Source organism: Lentzea sp. NPDC004782, from assembly GCF_040609115.1.
GTDB lineage: Bacteria > Actinomycetota > Actinomycetes > Mycobacteriales > Pseudonocardiaceae > Lentzea.
This window is the reverse complement of sequence record NZ_JBEXJN010000076.1, coordinates 1-20,724: the sequence shown is the minus strand read 5'-3', so window position 1 is coordinate 20,724 and position 20,724 is coordinate 1. Positions and strand designations below refer to the sequence as shown.

Below are 20,724 nucleotides of genomic sequence, written 5' to 3'. Positions count from 1 at the left end.
CGGTTCACCTCGCGAGGATGGTTCGGCGGCCCTGGGGCGAGGCCGGTGCTCGATGAAGGGCTCCTTCCTCCACCTGAGGTGTATGAAGGAGCCCTTCATCGACGTCGAGCATCGGGCGAGGAATGGCCCCTCGCTTGCGTGGGGTGGTGCGAGGAGGATGAGGGCATGGCGACCGCGTTCGTGCTCGCAGGCGGTGGGAGCTTGGGCGCGATTGAGGTCGGCATGCTGGCCGCGCTCACCGGTGCCGGCGTCAGCCCGGACTTCGTCGTCGGCACCTCGGTGGGCGCGGCCAACGCCGCCTGGTTCGCACTGCATCCGTCCGATGTGGACTCCCTGGTCGACCAGTGGGTCTCGTTGCGCCGCACGGACGTCTTCCCGGTCCGGCCGGTGACCGGGCTGCTCGGCCTGCTGGGCGTCCGCGACCACCTCGTGCCGAACACCGCGTTGCGCCGGTTGCTGGAACGCTCGGTGGGCCCGATCGACCTGACCGGCACGGTGATTCCCGTCCACGTCGGCGCCACCGACGTGTTGTCGGGCGCGGAGGTGCTGCTGTCGAAGGGTTCGGCGGTCGACGCGGTGCTGGCGTCGACCGCGATCCCCGGTGTGTTCCCGCCGATGCAGCTCGACGGCCGCTACCTCATGGACGGCGGCGCGGTGAACAACAACCCGGTGTCGTACGCGGTCGACCTCGGCGCGGACGAGGTGTGGGTGCTGCCGACCGGGTACGCGTGTGCGCTCACTTCGCCGCCGCGCAGTGCTCTCGGTGTCGCGTTGCACGCGTTGACGTTGCTGGTCAACCACCGGCTGGCGCTGGACGTCGAACGCTACCGGGACAGGGTCGAGCTGCGGGTCGTGCCGGAGTTGTGCCCGCTGCAGGTCTCACCTGGTGACTTCAGCCGGGCCCGTGAGCTGATCGACGCCGCGTACGCCCGCACTCGCGAATGGCTGGCGGCGGGGTGCCCGCCCGGTTCCGGGCACACCTGCACACCGGCATAGCCCTGCCCGCGTTCGCCGTGGATGAACGGCGCATTCGTCCACCTGAGGTGAACGAATGCGCCGTTCATCGAGCACACGGGGAAGTTCGGACCAGGTGCTCAGTAGAAGCAGCCGGTCCTCGGCAGCGACGACGGCGCGGGCGGGGTGCGGCCGTCGTAGATCGCGAGCAGGAAGTTCTGCGGGCAGTAGGACGTCCCGTTGATCTTGATCGCGATGTGCAGGTGCGGTCCGGTCGAGTTGCCGGTGTTGCCCGTGGTGGCGACCCGGTCACCGGCCCGGACCGACGCGCCGTTCGCGACCGACCACGCCGAGAGGTGGCAGTAGAGGTAGTCGACGCCGCTCTTGACGATCCGCAGGCCGTTGCCGCAGCCGTTGGGCTCGGTGAGGCGGTAGGCGGTGCCGGTGACCATCGCGTAGGCCGGGACGGTGTTCACCGGCAGGTCGATGGCGGGGTAGTCGTGGTGCGGGTCGTCGTACTCGCTGCGCGGCAGGGCGCTGCGGGCGACCGGCAGGCTGTAGGCGCCGCCGCCGGACGACGGGGTGCCGCCGACCAGGGCCTGCCAGGTGTTCGGGCCGATCTCGCCGTCGGCGGACAGGCCGTGCGCGCTCTGGAACGCGACCGCGGCGTTGTACGTGCCGCCGCCGAAGTCGCCGTCGACGGACAGGCCGTAGCCGTAGCGGTCGAGCTGGACCTGGGCGGCGCGGACGGCCTCGCTGTTGTTGCCGCGCTTGACGCTCACGATCAGCTTCGGCCACGTCAGGGGGCCGATCTCGCCGTCGGCCGACAGCCCGGCGGACGACTGGAACTGCTTGACCGCGGCCTGGGTGCCGGAACCGAAGTCGCCGTCGGCCGCGATGGTGTAACCGCGGTGGCGCAGCAGGTGCTGGGCGGTCAGGACGGTGTCGCCGGTGGCGCCGATCTTGACGTTCGGCCAGGCCGGCAGGGCGGCCTGGGCCGGGCTCACCAGTCCTATGAGGACCGAGAACGCGATCAAACCCGCAACGAGGATTCTCATGCCACGCACGCTAGGAAGCGATCGCCGCCGACCGCCCTAGTCGCGAGACCAGTTGCGTGCGGTCGCGGCAGCCGAACTTCCTCAGCAGGTTCGACACGTGGTACTTGACCGCGCTGACGGTGATGAACATGGCGGCGGCGATCTCGGCGTTCTCCCAGCCCTCCGCCAGCAGCCGCAACGTCTCGCGCTCGCGTGCGGTCAGGGTGGCCCGCGGGGGATCAGGCAGCAGCGACCGCACCAGCCGGGGCGACATCCAGCCGCCGAACCGGTGCACGTCGTGGATCGCCCGCACGATGTCGTCCAGCGGGTCGTCGGCGACCACGAGGCCGGTCACGCCCATCAGGAGCAGGTGATCGACCGGGCCGACGCGCGGTAGCACCGCCACCGTTCTCGGCCCGGTGGCGAGGGAGGCGTCGACGACCGTCACGTCGGCGGGGGTGGCGGGGTGGCACCACGGGGTCGTGGCGAGGCGCGAGAAGATCTGATCGGCCAGCAATGCGCTGTGCAACGACAGCGCGACCTGGATTGTCCGCATAGTCCAAGACGCTCGGCATAGGGCCGTATTTCTCCGTATCGCCTGCGTATAACGCCTGGTCGTTGTTACCGTTCGCGCCGACTCATGGGGGGTGGGTGCGTGGAGTTCCGGGTGCTCGGTCCGCTCGTGGTCGTCCGTGACGGCGAGGAGATCGCGCTGCGCTCGGCCAAGCAGCGGGCCCTGCTGGCGACGTTGTTGCGGCACGCGAACACGCCCGTGTCACCGCAGCGGCTGATCGCGGCGCTGTGGGAGGAACCACCGGCCTCGGCGCAGGAGAACGTCCGGCTGCACGTCTACCAGCTGAGGCGGGTGATCGGTGACCGGATCACGCGCAGGCCCGCCGGGTACGAGCTCACCGTCGCACCCGGTGAGCTCGACGCGGACCGGTTCGACCGGCTGACGGAGGACGGCGAACGGGCGCTTGCGGACGGCGACCCGGCCAAGGCCGTCGAACTGCTCACCGGGGCACTGGCCACGTGGCGCGGCCCGGCCTGCGCGGACCTGCCCGGCCAGTTCGCGGCCCGGCTCGACGAGACGCGGCTGCGGGCGGTGGAAGCACGCGTAACGGCCGAACTGGCGCTGGGCCGGCACGCCGAGGTCGTCGGCGAGCTGCAGGAGCTGGCACACCAGCACCCGTATCGGGAACCGTTGCACGCCAAGCTGATGACCGCGCTCTACGGCGCGCACCGGCAGGCGGAGGCGCTGGAGGTGTTCCGGCGCACGCGGGAACGACTGGTGGCCGACCTCGGCATCGAACCGGGTCCCGAACTGCGCGGCCTGCACGAGACGATGCTGCAGGGCGGGGTGCTGAGCGAACCCGCGCCACCGAAGACGACTCGCGCGGACTGCCCGTACCGCGGCCTGATGGCGTACCAGCCGGAGCACCACCCGTGGTTCTTCGGCCGCGACCACCTGGTCGAGCTGGTCACCCGCAGGATCGACCGCTACCCGGTCGTCGGCGTGTTCGGGGCGTCCGGCAGCGGCAAGTCGTCGTTGCTGCGCGCGGGTGTCGTCGGCGGACTCGGCGACACCTGGCAACCGGTCGTCATCACCCCGACCGCGCGACCTCTCGACGCCCTCGGCAGCGCGCTCGGCACCCGGCTCGACCTGTTCGCGGACCCGTCGGCGTTCGACCTGGCAGTGAGGACGATGCTGGCGGGCGGGCCGGACGACGTGCGCGTGCTGCTCGTGGTGGACCAGCTGGAAGAGCTGTTCACCCTGTGCACCGACGAACGCGAGCGCGCCCGGTTCGTCGAGGTGCTGCTCGATGCGGCCCAGGGACCACACCGCCGCACACGGGTCGTGCTCGGTATCCGGGCGGACTTCCTCGCCCACGTGACCGGGCACCCCGCTTTGGTGAAGGCGCTGGCGGACGAGGCGACCGTGCTGGTCGGGCCGCCGTCAACGGCCGACCTGCGCGACATCGTGCTGCGCCCGGCCGCGATGAGCGGCCGGTCCGTGGCCGCTGACCTGCTGGCCACGGTGCTGGCGGACGTGGAGGCCGAACCCGGTGCGCTGCCGTTGCTGTCGCACGCTCTCGTCGAGACGTGGCAACGGTCGAACGCCGAACTCACCCTCGCCGCGTACCGGGCCGGCGGCGGTGTCCGGGGAGCGATCGCCCAGACCGCCGAACGCGCCTACGACGAGCTGGGAGACGCCGAGCAGCAGGCGATGCGCCGGATCCTGGTGCGGCTCACGGCGTTCGGTGACGGTACCGAGGACACCCGCAGGCCGATCCGCCGCACCGAGCTCGACGGCGTAGCCCGGCCGGAGATCGTCGGGAAGGTCCTCACCCGGCTCGTCACCGACCGGTTGGTCGTGCTCGACGAGGACACCGCCCAGATCGCGCACGAGGCCCTGATCCGGGCCTGGCCGCGGCTGCAGCGCTGGCTCTCCGACGACCGCTCGACGCTGCTGGTCCACCGCAGGCTCACCGCGGCCGCCCACACGTGGACCGAGCTGGGCCACGACGAGGGCGCGCTCTACCGCGGCGCGCAGCTGGTCACGGCCTCCACGTGGGCCCAGGACCACCCCGGCGAGCTGAACGCGGCCGAAACGGAGTTCCTGCTGGCGAGCCGGGCGCGGGAGGAGGCCGAGCAGGTCGGCGTGAAGCGGCGCAACAGGTTGCTGACCAGGCTGGTCGCGATCACGGGGGTGCTGCTCCTGCTGGCCGTCGGCGGTGGTGGCGTCGCGTGGTGGCAGTCCGCGGAAGCCCGGCTGCGGCAGCGGGCCGACCAGGCGCACCAGCTCGCGTTGAGCGCACGCGGCCTCGTCGAGACGGCCCCCGACCTGGCCGGGCTGCTGGCGCTGGCGGCGTTCCGGCTGCACGCCGACGACGACACTCGGGGTGCTTTGCTCAGCACCGCCTCGGCACCTCGCCGGCGGGTCGAGCTCAACACCGACGGGCCGCCCGTGCTGGACGTGACCGTGTCGCACCGCGGTGACGTGATCGCGACCGCGGACCGGGACGGCTTCGTCACGGTGTGGGACCTGAAGTCCCGTGAGCGGAAAGTGGTGCTGTCCGACCACAACGGACTGACGGACGGCGGCTACGCGCGGCAGGCCGAGTTCAGCGCGGACGACAGGTACCTCGCCTCCAGCTCGACCACGCCGTCGCTGACCGGCAGCCCCGGTGACGTCGTGGTGTGGGACCGCACGACCGGCAGACCCGTGTTCTCGCAACGGTTCGACGTGCTCACCAACGGGCTCGCCTTCCACCCCTCCGGGAGATCGTTCGCGGTCGGTGTCGCGAACGGGGACGTCGAGGTGTGGGACGTCGCGACCCGGACCAAGCGGACGCTGCGAGGTCATGCGCACGAGGTCGGCTCGCTGGCGTTCAACGAGGACGGCTCGCTGCTCGCCACCGCGAACCGCGAGGACCCGCCACTGGTCTGGGACGTGGCCTCGGGTGCCCGCGTGGGCGAGATCCCGTCGCCGGAGGTCGACAACGTCTACTTCGACGGTCCGCGGACGGTCGTCACGGCCACGCTGCAGAGCGGGGTGAAGTTCTGGGACGTGCACGGGAACCTGAAGTCCGAGCTGCCGAAGCAGGGCCGGTACGCGTGGGAGGCGTCGGCGCCGGTCGGCGACCGGATGGCGGTGTCGGACGAGGACGGCCTGATCACCATCTGGGACATCCGCGCCGGACGCCCGATCACCACCTACCGCGACCGCGGCCGCACCGAGTCCAGGGCGCTCGCGCTTGGCCGGGACGGCACGCTGCTGGTGTCCGGCGGGTACGGCCGGGTGGTGGCGGTGCGCGAGAACGCCGTGCCGCCGTTCACCGGACATGCCGACGGCATCAACGACCTCGACGTGCACCAGGACCTGGTGGCTTCCGCCGGTGACGACGGCACGGTGCGGCTGTGGCGGACCGACGGCACCGCGCTGGCCACTTTGGACGGTCACCCGGACCGGGTGGAGGCGGCGCGGTTCAGCCCGGACGGCACGAAGATCGCCTCGGTCACCCGCGACCACACCGTCACGATCTGGGACGTGGGCCGGCGCGAACGGCTGTCGTCGTTGTCCTACAGCGGTTTGGGGGCGTCGACCGACCTCGCCTACCAGCCGGACGGGCGCGGGATCGTCACGGCGTCGCTCGGCCGGTTCCGCTGGAGCCTGCCGGAGCTGAGGCAGAGCGCGTTCCCGGGCGCGCCGTCGATCGCGAGTGCCGTCGAGTTCACCCCGGACGGCCGGTTGCTGATCTCCACCGACCCGGCGGGCGGCGCGATGCTGTGGAACGTCGCCGCCGACCGGCTGGAACGCCGCGTCAGCACCGGTCAGGGCGACGTGCGCGACGTGGCGGTCAGCCCGGACGGCAGGCGGTTCGCCACCGCGGGCGCCAACCGCACGGTCAAGGTGTGGGACGTCGCGACGGGCGCCGAGCTGATGACGCTGACGGGCCACTCGGCGCCGGTCGTGACGCTCGCGTTCAGCCCGGACGGCTCCACGCTGGCGTCCGGCGGCGAGGACCACTCGGTAGTCGTGTGGGACCTGAGCACCCGCACGGGCACGACGCTCACCGGCCACACCGGTCCGGTGCAGGCGGTGGCGTTCACCCGCGACGACGAGCTGCTGTCCGGGGCGAACGACGCGCGGATCATCCGCTGGTCACTGTCCACTTCGGACGCGGAGGGGCGGATCTGCGCCGAGGCCGGGCGCGACCTGACCGAAGCGGAACGGGCCGCCTACCTGCGTGGCGAAGAACTGCAACTCTGCGGCACGACCAGGCCCGCCTCGTAGGCGATCACGACCAGCTGGGCGCGGTCGCGGGCGTGCAGCTTGGTCATGGCGCGGTTGACGTGGGTCTTGGCGGTGAGCGGGCTGATCACCATGCGTTCGGCGATCTCGTCGTTCGACAGGCCGTGGGCGACCAGGACGACGGCCTCGCGCTCACGGGCGGTGAGCTGCGGCAGGTCGCCGCCGGGGTGCGGCGGGCGGCTGACGTAGCGGTCGATGAGCTTGCGGGTGATGGACGGGGCGAGCAGCGCGTCACCCCGTGCGGCGACGCGGACGGCGTGCAGGAAGTCCTCCGGCTGGACGTCCTTCACGAGGAACCCCGCGGCGCCGGCTTTGAGGGCGTGGAAGACGTCCTCGTCGAGGCCGTAGTTGGTGAGGATCACGACGTGGGTGCCGGTGAGGTCCGGGTCCGCGGCGATGCGCCTGGTCGCCTCGATGCCGTCCAGGCCGGGCATCTGGACGTCGACCAGGGCGATGTCCGGGTGGTGGCGCCGGGCCTGCTCGACGCCTTCCCGCCCGTCCGCGGCTTCGGCCACGACCTCGATGTCGTCCTCGGCGTCGAGCAGCGCGCGGAAACCGCTGCGGATGAGCGGCTGGTCGTCGACCAGCAGGACGCGGATCACGGCTGTGCCACCGGGAGCTCGGCGTGGACGGTGAAGCCGCCCTCGTCGCGTGGTGCGGCGTCGAGCCTGCCGCCGAGGGCGGTGACGCGCTCGCGCATGCCCAGCAGGCCGACGCCGGGAGTCGTTGCGGCACCTGGGTTCGCCCTGCCGTCGTCGTCGACCCGGATCACGAGCGCGTCCGGCCGGTAGTCGATGAGGATCTTCGCGGTCGCGGCGGCGGCGTGCCGGGCGATGTTGGTCAGCGACTCCTGGACGATCCGGTAGGCCGTCCGCGCCACGGCCGCGGGGAGGTCACCGGGTGCGCCTTCGATCCTCAGCTGGGCGTCCAGGCCGGTGGATCTCGCTCGTTGGACGAGTGCGGGGACGTCGTCGATGCCGTGCGGCGGGGTCTTGTCGTCGTCCCGCAGCGCTTCGAGCGTCGCGCGCAGTTCCCTCGCGGCTTCGCGGCCGGCGTCGCGGATCGCCAGCAGCGGCTCAGGTACGTCCTCGCCGCGTTTCCGCGCCAGGTGCACGGCGACCTCGGCCTGGAGCTTGATCACCGAGATCTGGTGGGTGAGGGAGTCGTGCAGCTCGCGGGCGATGTGCAGGCGTTCCTCGCCGGCCCGCCGCAGCGCGGTCTCCTCGCGGGTGCGTTCGGCCTCGTCGGCCCTCTTCTCCGCCTGCCGGAGCGCCTCACCGGCGGCCGCGGCGGCGATCAGCCACGCGATCTGGAGGACGTCACGGGTCTGGGCGAACGCCTCGTACGTGCTCAGGTCGCGCGGTGAGACGAGTGTGGCCAGGGGGAGCGCGGCCAGCATGAGCACGGAACCGACCGCGGTGACGGCGCGATGGCCTGCCCGCATCGTGAAGTAGACCGCGAACAGGAAGGCGATCACCGGGACGGTGACGCCGAGCGCCTGGTAGCCCAGTGCCGTGAGCCCGGTCGCGACCAGCACCGCGATCGGCGCGCGGCGTCGTGCGGCGAGTGCGAGCCCGCCGGCCGCGAGGAGCGCGTAGCCCGGCGCGGTGGTGGGGTGCCCGGCGATGACCAGGCTCGCCGCCACCCCGGCCGCGATCACCCAGTCCAGCCGACGCGTGCTCATGCGTGCACTTTAGACCTGCGTTCGTGCTGGTAGATCCTTCACGGGGAGGACTTCCGGGCTACTGCGCGCGTAGTAGGTGTTGTCTGCGCGCGCACGACGACATGCGGCTTCGCGGCGATGATCCTGGTGCCATGTCTCTTTCGGTGATTGCTGCTGACGTTTACGGGTTGACTCCCGGCCGTGCCTGGTCTCTGGTGGGCATGGTGCTGGGCGTGGCCGGTGTCGTGTTGTCCGTGCGGCGCCTCAGCGTGGCCGCGATGGCGTGCGGCGCCGTCGGTGCGGTGATCGGCGGCCTGGTCGTGCTGATGGCTCGCGGCGGACCGGGCACGGGTTACGGCATCGTCGGCGGCTATTTCGCACTGGTGGTGGGCGTGCTCGCGGTCGTGCTGGGCGTCATCCGACGAGGCGCTCGGGCTGCAGCACCGCCCGCCTCGTGATGAGCCCCGCCGCACCTCGCACGACGGCGAACTCCCCGAGCGGTGAGGCGACGAGCCGCGTGTGCCGTTCGCCGCCCGCGAGCACCCTCGTGTCCATTTCGGACTGAGCGGCCGCGCTCAGGTGCTCGTGCAGCACCGCGTAGCTGCCGCCGAGCACGACGGTCGGCACGTCGAAGAGGTTCATCAGCGTCGCCAGGCCGACCCCGAGCGCCTCGCCGGCGTTGCGCACCGCGTCGAGCGCCTTGGGGTCCCCGGCCCTGAGGGCCTTCGCGAGCGAGTCGAGCCGCCGCCGTCCCGCCTCGCGGAGGATGACGTCGAGTCCCGCGTACCGCTCCACGCACCCGCGGCTGCCGCACGTGCAGCTGAGGCCGTTGCGTTCGATCACCACGTGCCCGAGCTCGCCGGCGAACCCGCTGGCACCGCGGTACACCTCGCCGCCGAGCACCACGCCCGCACCGATGCCGACGTCCGCCGAGACGTGCACGAAGTCCTCGCCCGCGAGGTGCCGCGGCCAGAGGTGGGCGAGGGCGGCGAGGTTGGCCTCGTTGTCCAGTTCGACGTCGAGGCCGAGCCTGGCGGACAGGGCTTCGGCCAGTGGCGCGCCGACGAGCTCGGGCAGGTTGGGTGCGCGCACGAGCACCCCGTCGTGCACGACACCCGGCACCGCGAGGCCGACACCGAGCAACGGCCGGTTCGGCGTGATCTCGCGGACGAGTTCGGCGACCTGGTCCAGCACGGTGTCCTGGCTGCTGGTGCGGGTGTCGGTGGGCACGAGACGGCGGCAGGTGGTCTCGCCGTCGAGGCCCAGGGTCTCGACGGCGAGATGGCTGACGTTGATCTCCGCCCCGACCGCCACCGGGCCGTCGGGGTGGAACCGCAACGGCTTGGACGGCCTGCCCATGCCGGCCAGCGTGGCCGCGTCCTCGACGAGGATCCCGTTGGCCAGCAACGGTTCCGTGAGGTTCGACAGCGTGGCCTTGGTGAGGCCGGTGCGGGCCGCGAGGTCGGCCCGCGAGCCGGGGCGGTCGACCAGGGCGAGCAGGACCGTCCGCAGGTTGCCGAGGCGAACCTGACGGAGGTGGTCGACGGTGGTCATCGGGTCGAGTATCGCCGCGCGGTCATCGGCTCAGGTACTTCTGCGCCGCGTCCCCGTACCGCGCCCGGATCTCCGGCACCGCGTCCGCCTCGTACCGCGTGCTCTCGGCCCCCGTCCACTCCGGCGGCGTCGTCCCGCCCGCGAGCGTCCACGCAGCCTGCCGTGCCGCACCGTCCGCCACGTACTCACCAGGCGCAGGAACCGTCACGGGCACACCGAACACCATCGGCGCGATCTCCCGCACGGCAGGAGAAACCGCCGCACCGCCCACGAGCCGAACACCCGTGACGTCCGCACCCTGCTCGGCGAGCGCGTCGAGGCCCACGGCGAGCCCGCAGAGCATGCCCTCCACCGCCGCACGCGCGATGTTCGCGGGCGTGGCGTTGGTGAGCGTCAGGCCGTGCAGTGCGCCCGTGGCGTCCGGCAGGTTGGGCGTGCGTTCGCCCTCCAGGTACGGCACCAGCACGAGGCCTTCCGCGCCGGGCGGCGCGGACAGGGCCAGCGAGCTGAGGGTCGTGAGGTCGACGCCCAGCATGCGGGCGGTCGCGTCCAGCACGCGGGCGGCGTTGAGCGTGCACGCCAGCGGCAGGTAGCGGCCGGTGGCGTCGGCGAAGCCCGCAACGATGCCGGACGCGTCGGCGGCCCGCACCTCGCTGGTCGCGGTCACGACGCCGGAGGTGCCGAGCGAGACCAGGACCTCCGAGCCCGCGCCGACACCGAGGATGGCCGCCGCGTTGTCACCGGCACCCGCGCCCAGCCGCACCGCGCCGCCGTCCACCCACTCGGCGGGCCCCAGCACGCGCGGCAACACCACGTCCGCCCGGCCGAAACCGCGTTCCAGCAGGTCAGGCACGTACGCGTTGGTCACCGAGTCGAAGTACCCGGTGCCGGAGGCGTCCGAACGGTCGGTGACCAGGTCGTTCAGGTCACCGGTGCCGCGCAGCCGCCACGTCAGCCAGTCGTGCGGCAGGCAGACGGCGGCGGTGCGCTTGGCGTTGGCCGGTTCGTGCTGGGCGAGCCAGCGCAGCTTCGTGATCGTGAACGACGCGACCGGCACGAGGCCGATCCGCTCGGCCCACTGCCGCGCGCCCAGCTCGGCCACCAGGTCCGCGGCCGCCGCCGCGGACCTGGTGTCGTTCCACAGCAGGGCTTCCCGCACGACGGTGCCGTCCTCGTCGAGGCACACCATGCCGTGCTGCTGCCCGGCGACGCTCACCGCCGCGACGTCGTCGAGCCCACCCGCGTCCGACACCGCGGACTGCAGCGCCGTCCACCAGTGCGAGGGGTGGACCTCGGTGCCGTCCGGGTGCGCCGCGCGGCCCTCCCGGACGAGCTCGCCGGTCTCCGCGTCCCGCACCACGACCTTGCACGACTGCGTCGAGGAGTCGACGCCCGCGACGAGCGTCATGTCAGCGCGCTCCGGCGAGGTGCTCGAGCGCGAGCTGGTTCAGCCGCACGAACCCGAAGCCGCGCTCGCCGGCCTTGTCCGGGTCGAAGCTGTCGTCGTTCAGCAGGTCCTCGTAGGACTCGCCGGCGTTGAGCGTGGGCTTGCCGAGGTCCGCGACGCCCGCGAGCTGCAGCGCCTCCTGCACCTCGGGGTCGGCCCGGAAGGCGGCGGCGCGCTCCTTGAGCAGCAGGTACGTCCGCATGTTCGCCTTGGCGGAGTCCCAGACGCCCGTGATGTCCTCGGTGCGCGACGGCTTGTAGTCGAAGTGCCGCGGCCCGTCGTAGCCGGCCGTCTCCAGCAGGTCGACCAGCGCGAACGCGTTCATCAGGTCGCCGTGCCCGAACACCAGGTCCTGGTCGTACTTGATGCTGCGCTGCCCGTTGAGGTCGATGTGGAACAGCTTGCCGTGCCACAACGCCTGCGCGATGCCGTGCACGAAGTTGAGACCGGCCATCTGCTCGTGCCCGACCTCGGGGTTGAGGCCGACGAGCTCCGGCCGGTCGAGCGTCGTGATGAACGCCAGCGCGTGCCCGATCGTCGGCAGCAGGATGTCGCCCCGCGGCTCGTTCGGCTTCGGCTCGATCGCGAACCGCAGGTCGTAGCCCCGGTCCGTGACGAACTGGGTCAGCAGGTTCATGCCCTCGCGGTACCGGTCGAGCGCCGCACGCACGTCCTTGGCCGTGTCGTACTCGGACCCCTCACGCCCGCCCCACAGCACGTAGGTCTTCGCGCCGAGCTCCGCCGCCAGCTCGATGTTGCGCAGCACCTTCTTCAGCGCGAACCGCCGCACCCCGCGGTCGTTGCTGGTGAAGCCGCCGTCCTTGAACACCGGGTGGCTGAACAGGTTCGTCGTGACCATCGGGACGATCATCCCGGTGTCCTTGAGCGCGGTCTGCAGCCGGTCGATCTGCTGCTCCCGGTTCGTCGCCGCGAACCCGAACAGGTCGTCGTCGTGGAACGACAGCCCGTACGCGCCGAGCTCGGCCAACCGGTGCACCGCCTCGACGACGTCCAGCTCGGGCCGCGTGGCCTCGCCGAACGGGTCGCGGCCCTGCCAGCCCACGGTCCAGAGACCGAAGGAGAACTTGTCCGCCGGAGTGGGCGTGGTCATGATCCACCTCATTCGTTCAATGCTTGAACTTAGTGCGGACAGTACGACGCCTGGCGCGTGATCGCAATCAGGCGCTCAGCGCCGCCTCGACCGCGGGCGCGAGCGCCTCGGCGATCACCCGGTAGCCGGCACCGGACGGGTGGAAGCGGTCGGCGGCGAAGAGCGAGGGGTCGGTGGCGAACCGCGCCGAGACCGCGCGTTCGACGTGGGCGACCACGCCGCCCGCCCGGATGACGGCCTGCACCTGGGCCTGCGCGTAGTCCCGGCTCACCGCCGACACGACGTCACGCAACGCGGGCGGCACGTGCGCGACCACGCTGAGATCGGGCGCGGTGCTGACGACGACATGAGCGTCCGCCCGGCGCAGGTCCGCGACGGCGTCGTGCAGCTGCTGCGCGCCGATGTGCGCGGGGACGAACCTGGTGAGGTCGTTCGCCCCGATCACGATCACGGCGAGGTCCACCCCGCCCGCGATCGCCGCTCGCACCTGAGCGGCCAGATCGGCTGAGCGGGCGCCGGGCACGGCGTGCACCTTCAGGTCGACCTCGTGCCCCGCCGCGCGCAGGCGTGCGGCGAGCAACGGTCCGGGGGTGTCCTCACGGCGGGTGCTGCCGACGCCTGCGGCGATGGAGTCACCGAGCAAACGCAGACGCATGTCAGGGAAAACGGCGAGCGTCGTGCCGGTGTTCCTGGTCAGACTGTGACCGTGGACGAACTGCTGGGCTGGTGCGTCGTCGCGAACGTCGCCGCCGTCGATCTGAAGCACTTCTCGGCCGGCACGAAGCTTTGGGTGCTGCCTCCGCAGTGGGGTGACGGCGGGCAGGACCTCGTGGTGGTCGGCCGGCACCGCGGTAGCCCGGGGCCGGTGTCCCAGATGGTCGTGCCGCGGGTGCACCTGACGAACTTCCGGGTGCGCGGGGTCTACCAGCCTGCCGTGCACCGCCAGCTCACGAAGCCGTTGAGGCGGAAGGAGCTCGGGCAGTGGGCGTCGAAGGAGGAAGCGGAGAAGGTCGTCGAGTGGTGGGCCAGGGACGCGGCCATCTACGAAGGGGTGAACCGGCCGCTGCAGCGAGCCGAGCTGTACTACCGGCTCGCGGACGTGCGGCCAGGACACGTCCTGCAACAATGGGCGATCCAGGACGTCATGAACCCGAAGCTTCCGCTGGAGATCGGCGCGGTGTTCCGCGACCGGCAGGAGGTGGAGGCGATCCGCGAGCTGCGCGAACTGCTGGACACCATTGAGACGGGCGGCGTCGCCAACTGGCGGAACAACGAGCTGTGGCCGGTTGTCGGACAGGTCGCGGAGAAGATTCGGGCGCTCCTGAGTCGCTGAATCGCTAGCGGTCCCGCCAGGTCAGCGGGGAGAGCGTCACGGCCGCCTCAGCGACGCGTCGCGCCGTCTCGGTCGCGAGTCCCTTCCGAGCGGAGTCGACCCATCCGGCGACGCGCTCGACTCCGGTCTCCCGGTACTCGACGGCCTGAAGCAGCATTTCGAGCTTGTCCGCGTCCTTCGCGCACCGTGCCTCGAGCGTCTGCCGGGTCTCGTACTCGTCCACGGCGGCGCGGATCAGGCCGCGCGAGCTGTCCGGCAGCGCGGCGGTCTGATCGGCGGTGATCTCGCGCGGTTCGGGCTTGCTCAGGTACTTGGCCGCGGTGTGCGGGATGTCCCCGGTCCGGGTCTCCTGCGTGTCGTGCCAGAGCGCGAGAAACGCGGCCCGCTCAGGGTTCGCGCCTTCCTCCGCCGCGAGCAGGGCCGCGATCTGAGCGGTCCGCAAGCTGTGTTCGGCGACCGATTCGGGGTCCCGCACGCCGACGTGCCACCACCCCGCCCGGCGGATGCGCTTGAGCAGCCCGAGTTCGTAGCCGAACGCGGCGATCGCGGTGGGCTCGTCTGGCATGAGGTGCTCCCTCTAACGGTCGGCGAGACGCAAAGCGTAGTGAAGTCCGGCGACCTGGTCGCGGCCGCGACGAGTCAGCACATCCGCCGAGGTGAGCGTGTCGAGCGCGCCGGTCAGTGCGTCGCGGTCGGCGGATTGTCCGGTCAGCAGAGCTGGCCGGCTGGCCACGAGCGTGTGCAGGGTGTGCAGGTTCAGCGGCAGGTGAGGTGAGGACGGAGCGAGGCGGCTCACCAGGCGGTGGAACAGCCGCACGCCCGACCAGGCTTTGCTGTCGTCGGCGACCATGAACTCGTCATCGGTTTGGTCGTCGCCGAGTTCGCCGATCCAGTGCGCCCAGTAGTTGAGGTTCGCGAGTTCGGCACGGGTGCCGGTGGTGCGGGCGACGAAGTCGTGCAAGCGAGTGCCGTCGCCGGTCGAGGCGAGTGCGACCGACGCGGAGCGGGCTTCGAGCATGCCTGTCACGTCGCCATCGGCGACGGGACGCCGCCCGGCACTTTCCCATTCGTCGTGCAGCCACTCGACGACCTGGTTGCGCTGGTCGAATCCGAGCAGGTACACCGCTTGTCGGCGCAGTAGTGCCTCGCCGGGGTGCACGCCGCGTTCCGCGACGGTCGTCATCAAATGATCGAAGAACCGGGTTCGCTCATCGGCGCTGAGCGCAGGGCCTGACGCTACGGGCCCCGGCGGGGGACCTTCGGTGTGAAGCCGTGCAGCTCGGGCGGAAGCTGCCCGGTGAACGGCCACGTGATCAGGTTGGTGAGGGTCTTGCGGTGCACGCTCGCGGCGAGCGGGTGCACGTTGGGGTCGACCCAGGCACTTCCGGCAGTGATTCCGGTCGAAAGAACCAGATCGGCTTCGACTGCCGTGCGGAGGTGCCGGCCGGTCGACGAGGGCGCGCCGAGCCGGGGGAGTCGGGCGCAGAGCCGGACGAAGTCGCCCGCGTTCATCGCGGCGAGTGGTCGTCGTCCCGACTCCCACCCTTGAACGGTGCTCACGTCCACCGTGAGATGTTCCGCGAAACTGTCCTGTGTCAGGCCTGCTGTCTGGCGTGCGAGCTTGAGGACGTAACCGGACACGATGCCGACCGCGCGCGAACCTTGACTGCGTGTCGGTGTTGCCGATCCTCCACCCACGGACGCTCCAGGTCTGGCCGACTCCGGTCGAACCGCACTCGTACTCGCGGTCCGTTCTGCTCGTTCTCCGTTGATCGTAGCGTCACGTCCTGGGGTTGTCGGGTCGCCGTACGAGACGGCGTTGTTCGTGCGATTCGGCGACTGCGGCCACGGCGTTTGTGGACGGAGCATCTGACAACTCTCAGAACCTGTGGGAGGAAACCGCATGCCGAAGAGGATCTCCACTGCTCGTGGCCGTGAGTTCGGCGCCGGCATACGAGCGGCCATTGCGAATGCCGGTCTGACCTCGCGTGCAGTCGCCGACATCCTCGACTGGGACGAGGCGAAGCTCTCGGATGTGGTGAACGGCAAGGGCGGCGCCAGCGAGATCGAAATCGCCATGCTGTTGGGTGTCTGCCGGGTCGAGGCCGCCGAGGTTCGTCATCTGCTGTCCCTGTACCCGGAAACGCGCATCAGGGGCTGGTGGCAGCAGCACGGTACGTGCGCGCCGGTCCGGCTGCGCACCGTTGTGGAACATCTGGCGGTGGCCGAAACGCTGACCAGCTGGCACACGCACATGGTGCCGGTCTTTCTGCAGACGGTGGACTACATGCGTGAGGTGTTGCTCGCGTCATCCACGGCACCGGTGGCCGAGCTTCAAGATCGGGTGGAATCGCTGCTCACATGCCAGGAATCGCTACGGCACGACGTGAAGTGCACCTACTTCATCCACGAATTGGCGCTGCAACTGAAGGTCGGCGGAGCCGAGGTGCACGCCGGGCAACTGCTGCACCTGCTGCACATGGCGAACCGGCTGAACGTCACGATCCGGATCGTACCGGCCGCACTCGGCGCGCACGCCGGCCTGGCTGGGCCGTTCACACACCTGAGCTTTTCGAAGTACGAACCGCTGGTGTGGGTGGAGACTGAGAACTCCAGCCTCCTCGTTGAGGAGAAGGACGCGATCGAGGGCTACGACAACGTCGTGTGCGCACTCGACGAGAACAGTCTGGACGAGGCTGACTCCAAAGACCTGATCATCCGCCTGTACCACGCGTCAAGCGCCATCGAGGACGAGACACGTGCGTCGCTACGGACAGAGTGAGCGAAGATGCCCAAGGATTTCAAGTCCAGCCTTCAGAACCGCGCCGTCGGTCGCGCGCTTGCTTTGTGGCGCAAGGAAAGTGGATTCAGCTTAGTGGAGGTCAGCGAGCGTGTGGGCTGGTCGCCCGCCAAGACGTCGATGATGCAGAACGCACTCGTCCCGATCGACGACGCTGACGTTGTGGCACTCGCCCTGGCGTACGGGGTCAGCGGCGTGCGCCGAAAACCGGTGGTGCTGGGGGCGCAGCGGGTACGCGACCCGCTGAGGTTCGATCTGCTGACCGCTGACGCTTCGTCCTGTGTCGGGTGGACGTATTCCGAGGTCGAGGCTGAAGCGAGTCACGTACGGGCAGTCGCCCTGGACGTGCTGCCCCCGCTCCTCCGGACACCGGAGTACGAGGCTGCGCTGCACGGCGTCCAGGTGGACGTGGTATCTGGCTGCGGCTGGATCTCGTAGTGGGAGAGGCAGTCCTGAGGCGCCCGGTCGGCGGCGCGCTGGTGATGGCAGATCAACTGCTGCGATTGGTTGCGCTTGCCGACCTTCCCGGTGTCCGGGTACGGCTTGTGCCGGATGAGATTGGCGCCTTCCCCGGGATGACATCGTTCGCCCTGTTGTCGTTCCGCGAGGACGAGTTCGACGACGTGGTGTATCTCGACAACTTGCACGGCGGCACATGGCTGGAAGCTGAGTGGGAGCGGCACCCGTACGCGGAGACGTTCGAGAGGCTGGTCCCGATGGCGCTGCCCGTCAAGGACACCACCGCCAGGTTGGTCGAGGCCGCGCAGTTGCTGAAGGACGGCGCCGACTGACTGATCGCGGTTTCATGCCTCCCGCGTGCCCGCCGCTGCACAGGCACGTGAACGAACGTCCTCGACAAATCCTTTTCGCGGCGGGGCATGATCCGTCTACACTCCACGATCGACATCACCGAGTGACGAAGGGAGACCGGCCGTGCGCATCGCCGCCGTCGTTCCCTCGTCGCGTTTCGACGTGATCCTCGTGTCCCCGCACCCCGGTCGCCCGCTGCGCGCCGGGCACCGGAGTGTCTGACGAACGCCCGTCCGTTCGCCGGTTCATCGCGCTGACCTCGTAGTTCCTTTCTCGCACCGAAAAGGTACTTCAGCCATGCGCACGACCACGTTGAACACCGTCCGCAACCTGGGCATCCTCGCCCACGTCGACGCGGGCAAGACCACCCTCACCGAACGCGTCCTCTTCGCCACCGGCAGCACCTACAAGCGCGGCGAGGTGCACGACGGCACGACCGTCACGGACTTCGACCCGCAGGAGCGCGACCGAGGCATCACGATCTTCGCCGCGGCTGTCAGCTGCACGTGGGACGGGCATCGCGTCAACCTGATCGACACGCCGGGGCACGTCGACTTCTCCGACGAGGTCGAGCGCTCCCTGCGCGTGCTGGACGGGGCCGTCGCGGTGTTCGACGGCGTCGCGGGCGTCGAGCCGCAGAGCGAGTCCGTGTGGCGGCAGGCGGATCGGCACGGCGTGCCGCGGATCGCGTTCGTCAACAAGCTCGACCGGGCGGGCGCGGACCTCGACCGGGCCGTGGAGTCCATCCGGACGCGGTTGCACACCGTTCCGCTCGTCGTGCAGCTGCCGATCGGTGCCGAGGACGCGTTCGTCGGCGTCGTCGACCTCGTCCGCATGCGTGCGCTGACGTGGGACCCGTCGCTGGTCGAGGGTCCTGTGCCGGAAACGCTGCTGGCAGAGGCACGACGGCGGCGCCGCCTCCTGGAGGAGACGGTGGCCGAGCTGCATCCCGAGGCGCTGGAGGAGTTCTTCGCGGGAGGGTTGTCCGATGAGACGTTGCGCAAGGCGCTGCGGGACCTGACCCGTGACGGTGCCGGAACCGTCGTGCTGTGCGGCTCGGCATACCGCAACCGCGGTGTCGAACCGTTGCTGGACGCGGTGATCGCGTACCTACCGTCCCCAGCGGACGTTCCGCCGGTGCGGGGCGTCGACGGCGAGGAACGGCAGGCGGATCCGGACGCGCCGTTCGCGGCGTTGGTGTTCAAGGTGAACGCCAACACCACGGGACGGTTGACGTTCGTCCGCGTGTACTCCGGAACCGTCCACAAAGGGGACACCGTCGCGGTCGCCGGACGGGCGGAACGCGTCGGCCGGATCCTGCGCGTCCAGGCCGATCGGCACACGCCGGTCGACCGGGCCACCGCGGGCGACATCGTCGCGCTGGTGGGGCTGAAGTCGGCGCGCACCGGGACAACCCTTTGCGCGCCAACGGCTCCACTGCTGCTCGAACCGCCGACCTCGGCCGATCCGGTCGTGTCGGTGTCGGTCGAGCCGAAGACCGCGGCGGACCACGCGCGGCTCGCCGAGGTGCTGGCACACCTGGTCGACGAGGACCCGTCACTGCAGGTCAGGACGGACCTGGAGACCGGTCAGACCATGCTGTCGGGGCTGGGTGAGCTGCACCTGGAGGTCGCGGTGGAGAAGGCGCGCACGCATCACCGCGTCGAGATCACCACGGGACGGCCCCGCGTCGCCTACCGCGAGACCCTCGCGAGCGGCGTCACGGGATTCGTCCACCGGCACGTGAAGCAGGACGGAGGTGCGGGACAGTTCGCGCACATCGTCATCGACACCGAACCGCTGGAGACCGGGTTCGAGTTCCGCTCGACGGTCACCGGCGGGCGCGTGCCGCAGGAGTTCGTCCGCGCGGTCGAACAGGGCTGCCGCGACGCACTGGCCGAGGGACCCCTCGGTCACCCGGTGACCGGGCTGCGCGTGACGCTCGCCGACGGGTCCACGCACGTCAAGGACTCGTCGGAGATGGCGTTCCGCACGGCGGGCCGCCAGGGCCTGCGCGAGGCCCTGAAGGCGGGGGCGACGACGTTGCTCGAACCGATTGCCGAGGTCGCGGTCACCGTGCCGGACGAGTACCTCGGCGGCGTGCTCGGTGACCTGGGCGCGCGCCGGGGCCGGATCCTGGGCTCCGAGGCCGGGACCGGCGAGACCGTGGTGACGGCGAGCGTGCCGTTGGCGGAGATGTTCGGGTACGCGACGCGGTTGCGCAGCCGGACGCAGGGCCGCGGCGCGTTCACCAGCCGCCTGACCGGTTACGCGCCCGCATAGGGAAAAGCAGGCCCGCTCTCGGCGAGAGCGGGCCTGTGCCATGATCGGCCGGGTGCTGAGCGTGATGTCGTTCAACCTGCGCTACGCCTCGACCGCCGAGCCGAACTCGTGGGCGGCCAGGCGCCCGGCGATGGCCCAGCTCCTGCTGACCGAGCTGCCGGCCGTGCTGGGCACGCAGGAGGGCCTGTACGGGCAGCTGCTCGACATCGCGCACGACCTGCCGGACCACTACGACTGGATCGGCCTGGGCCGGGCAGGCGGCAGCCACGACGAGTTCATGGCGGTCTTCTTCGACACCCTGCGCGTGCAGCCGCTGGAGTTCGACCACCGCTGGCTGTCCGCGACACCGAACGTGGTGGGTTCGACGTCGTGGGGCAACAGGGTGATCCGCATGGTCACGTGGATCCGGTTCGCCGACCGCGCGACCGGCACCCAGTTCGTCGTCGTGAACACCCACTTCGACCACGAGTCGGAGAACGCCCGCGTCCGCAGCGCCGAGTACGTGCGCGACCTGGTCTCCGGGCTCACCCTGCCGGTCGTGCTCACCGGCGACTTCAACGCGGCGGCCGGCGCGTCCCAGACCTACTCGATCCTGACCGGCGGGCTCGCGGACTCGTGGCTCGCGGGCCGCCAGACCACACCGGCCTACGGGACGTTCCACGGCTACGGCCCGCTGGTGCCGAACGGGCCGCGCATCGACTGGATCCTCACCCGCGGCGTGACGGTCGAGTCCGCGGCGATCAACACCTACCGGCGGGACGGCCAGTACCCGTCCGACCACCTGCCGGTGCAGGCGTTGCTCCGGTTCTAAGCGGCTTGCCGGAGGTCGTGTCCGCAACCCGCCTGCCGGGCAGTTTATGTGGATTTATGGGGCCGTACACCACCGGGTGTGGGAGAATGGGCCCATGAAAGGCCG

At 70.7% G+C, this 20,724-nt stretch carries 20 protein-coding genes; 9 read left to right on the top strand and 11 right to left on the bottom strand.

The window, feature by feature from the left end; all coding sequences use genetic code 11:
• Nucleotides 1-165: 165 nt before the first annotated feature.
• On the top strand, nucleotides 166-996 hold the full coding sequence (locus ABZV40_RS41090) for a patatin-like phospholipase family protein (RefSeq protein ID WP_355454745.1): 831 nt from the start codon (nucleotides 166-168) through the stop codon (nucleotides 994-996).
• A 98-nt stretch (nucleotides 997-1,094) separates the two neighbouring features.
• Here ABZV40_RS41090 and ABZV40_RS41085 read toward each other — a convergent pair whose 3' ends face one another.
• Entirely contained in the window at nucleotides 1,095-2,012 is a 918-nt protein-coding gene (locus ABZV40_RS41085) for a peptidoglycan-binding protein (protein ID WP_355454743.1), read from the bottom strand.
• 10 nt (nucleotides 2,013-2,022) lie between these two features.
• Complete coding sequence (locus tag ABZV40_RS41080; RefSeq protein WP_355454741.1) at nucleotides 2,023-2,547, bottom strand: response regulator transcription factor; 525 nt, start codon at nucleotides 2,545-2,547, stop codon at nucleotides 2,023-2,025.
• 99 nt (nucleotides 2,548-2,646) lie between these two features.
• On the opposite strand from ABZV40_RS41080, the gene ABZV40_RS41075 reads away from it, so the two are divergent.
• Nucleotides 2,647-6,789: a BTAD domain-containing putative transcriptional regulator gene (locus ABZV40_RS41075; protein WP_355454739.1), complete on the top strand. Its 4,143-nt coding sequence runs from the start codon at nucleotides 2,647-2,649 to the stop codon at nucleotides 6,787-6,789.
• Here ABZV40_RS41075 and ABZV40_RS41070 read toward each other — a convergent pair.
• Both ABZV40_RS41070 and ABZV40_RS41065 read right to left on the bottom strand, forming a co-directional pair.
• A complete protein-coding gene (locus ABZV40_RS41070) occupies nucleotides 6,735-7,409 on the bottom strand; it encodes a response regulator transcription factor (RefSeq protein ID WP_355454737.1) in 675 nt (224 codons plus the stop codon). The two genes, ABZV40_RS41075 and ABZV40_RS41070, sit on opposite strands and share 55 nt — an antisense overlap.
• Entirely contained in the window at nucleotides 7,406-8,491 is a 1,086-nt protein-coding gene (locus ABZV40_RS41065) for a histidine kinase (RefSeq protein ID WP_355454735.1), read from the bottom strand. Before ABZV40_RS41065 ends, ABZV40_RS41070 begins: the two co-directional genes overlap by 4 nt.
• 131 nt (nucleotides 8,492-8,622) lie before the next feature.
• Here ABZV40_RS41065 and ABZV40_RS41060 point away from each other — a divergent pair, with 131 nt between their 5' ends.
• Nucleotides 8,623-8,928, top strand: coding sequence for a DUF6223 family protein (locus ABZV40_RS41060; RefSeq protein ID WP_355454733.1), 306 nt, complete (start codon nucleotides 8,623-8,625; stop codon nucleotides 8,926-8,928).
• On the opposite strand, the gene ABZV40_RS41055 is transcribed toward ABZV40_RS41060, so the two are convergent.
• The 4 genes from ABZV40_RS41055 to ABZV40_RS41040 all read right to left on the bottom strand — a co-directional run bounded on the left by ABZV40_RS41055 (nucleotide 8,885) and on the right by ABZV40_RS41040 (nucleotide 13,237).
• The gene (locus ABZV40_RS41055; protein ID WP_355454731.1) at nucleotides 8,885-10,024 is read right to left on the bottom strand and encodes an ROK family protein; all 1,140 of its coding nucleotides are present in this window, start codon (nucleotides 10,022-10,024) and stop codon (nucleotides 8,885-8,887) included. The two genes, ABZV40_RS41060 and ABZV40_RS41055, sit on opposite strands and share 44 nt — an antisense overlap.
• 22 nt (nucleotides 10,025-10,046) lie before the next feature.
• Entirely contained in the window at nucleotides 10,047-11,432 is a 1,386-nt protein-coding gene (gene xylB, locus ABZV40_RS41050; protein WP_355454729.1) for a xylulokinase, read from the bottom strand.
• 1 nt (nucleotide 11,433) lies between these two features.
• On the bottom strand, nucleotides 11,434-12,582 hold the full coding sequence (gene xylA / locus ABZV40_RS41045; protein ID WP_355454727.1) for a xylose isomerase: 1,149 nt from the start codon (nucleotides 12,580-12,582) through the stop codon (nucleotides 11,434-11,436).
• A 67-nt stretch (nucleotides 12,583-12,649) separates the two neighbouring features.
• Entirely contained in the window at nucleotides 12,650-13,237 is a 588-nt protein-coding gene (locus ABZV40_RS41040) for an SGNH/GDSL hydrolase family protein (RefSeq protein ID WP_355454725.1), read from the bottom strand.
• Between the two features lie 51 nt (nucleotides 13,238-13,288).
• Here ABZV40_RS41040 and ABZV40_RS41035 point away from each other — a divergent pair, with 51 nt between their 5' ends.
• Nucleotides 13,289-13,915 carry a hypothetical protein gene (locus ABZV40_RS41035; RefSeq protein WP_355454723.1) on the top strand — a complete coding sequence of 209 codons (627 nt, stop codon included), beginning with the start codon at nucleotides 13,289-13,291 and terminating at the stop codon, nucleotides 13,913-13,915.
• 4 nt (nucleotides 13,916-13,919) lie between these two features.
• On the opposite strand, the gene ABZV40_RS41030 is transcribed toward ABZV40_RS41035, so the two are convergent.
• Genes ABZV40_RS41030 through ABZV40_RS41020 form a run of 3 tightly spaced genes read right to left on the bottom strand, consistent with a single transcriptional unit; the run spans nucleotide 13,920 to nucleotide 15,784 of the window.
• Complete coding sequence (locus ABZV40_RS41030; RefSeq protein WP_355454721.1) at nucleotides 13,920-14,480, bottom strand: HD domain-containing protein; 561 nt, start codon at nucleotides 14,478-14,480, stop codon at nucleotides 13,920-13,922.
• A gap of 12 nt (nucleotides 14,481-14,492) precedes the next feature.
• Nucleotides 14,493-15,098, bottom strand: a complete 606-nt coding sequence (locus tag ABZV40_RS41025) for a hypothetical protein (protein ID WP_355454719.1) — start codon at nucleotides 15,096-15,098, stop codon at nucleotides 14,493-14,495.
• A gap of 53 nt (nucleotides 15,099-15,151) precedes the next feature.
• Nucleotides 15,152-15,784, bottom strand: coding sequence for a helix-turn-helix transcriptional regulator (locus tag ABZV40_RS41020; RefSeq protein WP_355454717.1), 633 nt, complete (start codon nucleotides 15,782-15,784; stop codon nucleotides 15,152-15,154).
• A 34-nt stretch (nucleotides 15,785-15,818) separates the two neighbouring features.
• On the opposite strand from ABZV40_RS41020, the gene ABZV40_RS41015 reads away from it, so the two are divergent.
• From ABZV40_RS41015 to ABZV40_RS40995, 5 genes are all read left to right on the top strand, one after another.
• Complete coding sequence (locus ABZV40_RS41015; protein WP_355454715.1) at nucleotides 15,819-16,697, top strand: helix-turn-helix transcriptional regulator; 879 nt, start codon at nucleotides 15,819-15,821, stop codon at nucleotides 16,695-16,697.
• A gap of 6 nt (nucleotides 16,698-16,703) precedes the next feature.
• Nucleotides 16,704-17,153: a Scr1 family TA system antitoxin-like transcriptional regulator gene (locus ABZV40_RS41010; protein ID WP_355454713.1), complete on the top strand. Its 450-nt coding sequence runs from the start codon at nucleotides 16,704-16,706 to the stop codon at nucleotides 17,151-17,153.
• Nucleotides 17,153-17,506: a Scr1 family TA system antitoxin-like transcriptional regulator gene (locus ABZV40_RS41005; RefSeq protein WP_355454711.1), complete on the top strand. Its 354-nt coding sequence runs from the start codon at nucleotides 17,153-17,155 to the stop codon at nucleotides 17,504-17,506. Before ABZV40_RS41010 ends, ABZV40_RS41005 begins: the two co-directional genes overlap by 1 nt.
• Before the next feature lie 316 nt (nucleotides 17,507-17,822).
• Nucleotides 17,823-19,808 carry an elongation factor G gene (gene fusA / locus ABZV40_RS41000; RefSeq protein WP_355454709.1) on the top strand — a complete coding sequence of 662 codons (1,986 nt, stop codon included), beginning with the start codon at nucleotides 17,823-17,825 and terminating at the stop codon, nucleotides 19,806-19,808.
• A 52-nt stretch (nucleotides 19,809-19,860) separates the two neighbouring features.
• Nucleotides 19,861-20,619, top strand: a complete 759-nt coding sequence (locus ABZV40_RS40995) for an endonuclease/exonuclease/phosphatase family protein (protein WP_355454707.1) — start codon at nucleotides 19,861-19,863, stop codon at nucleotides 20,617-20,619.
• Nucleotides 20,620-20,724: the final 105 nt, after the last annotated feature.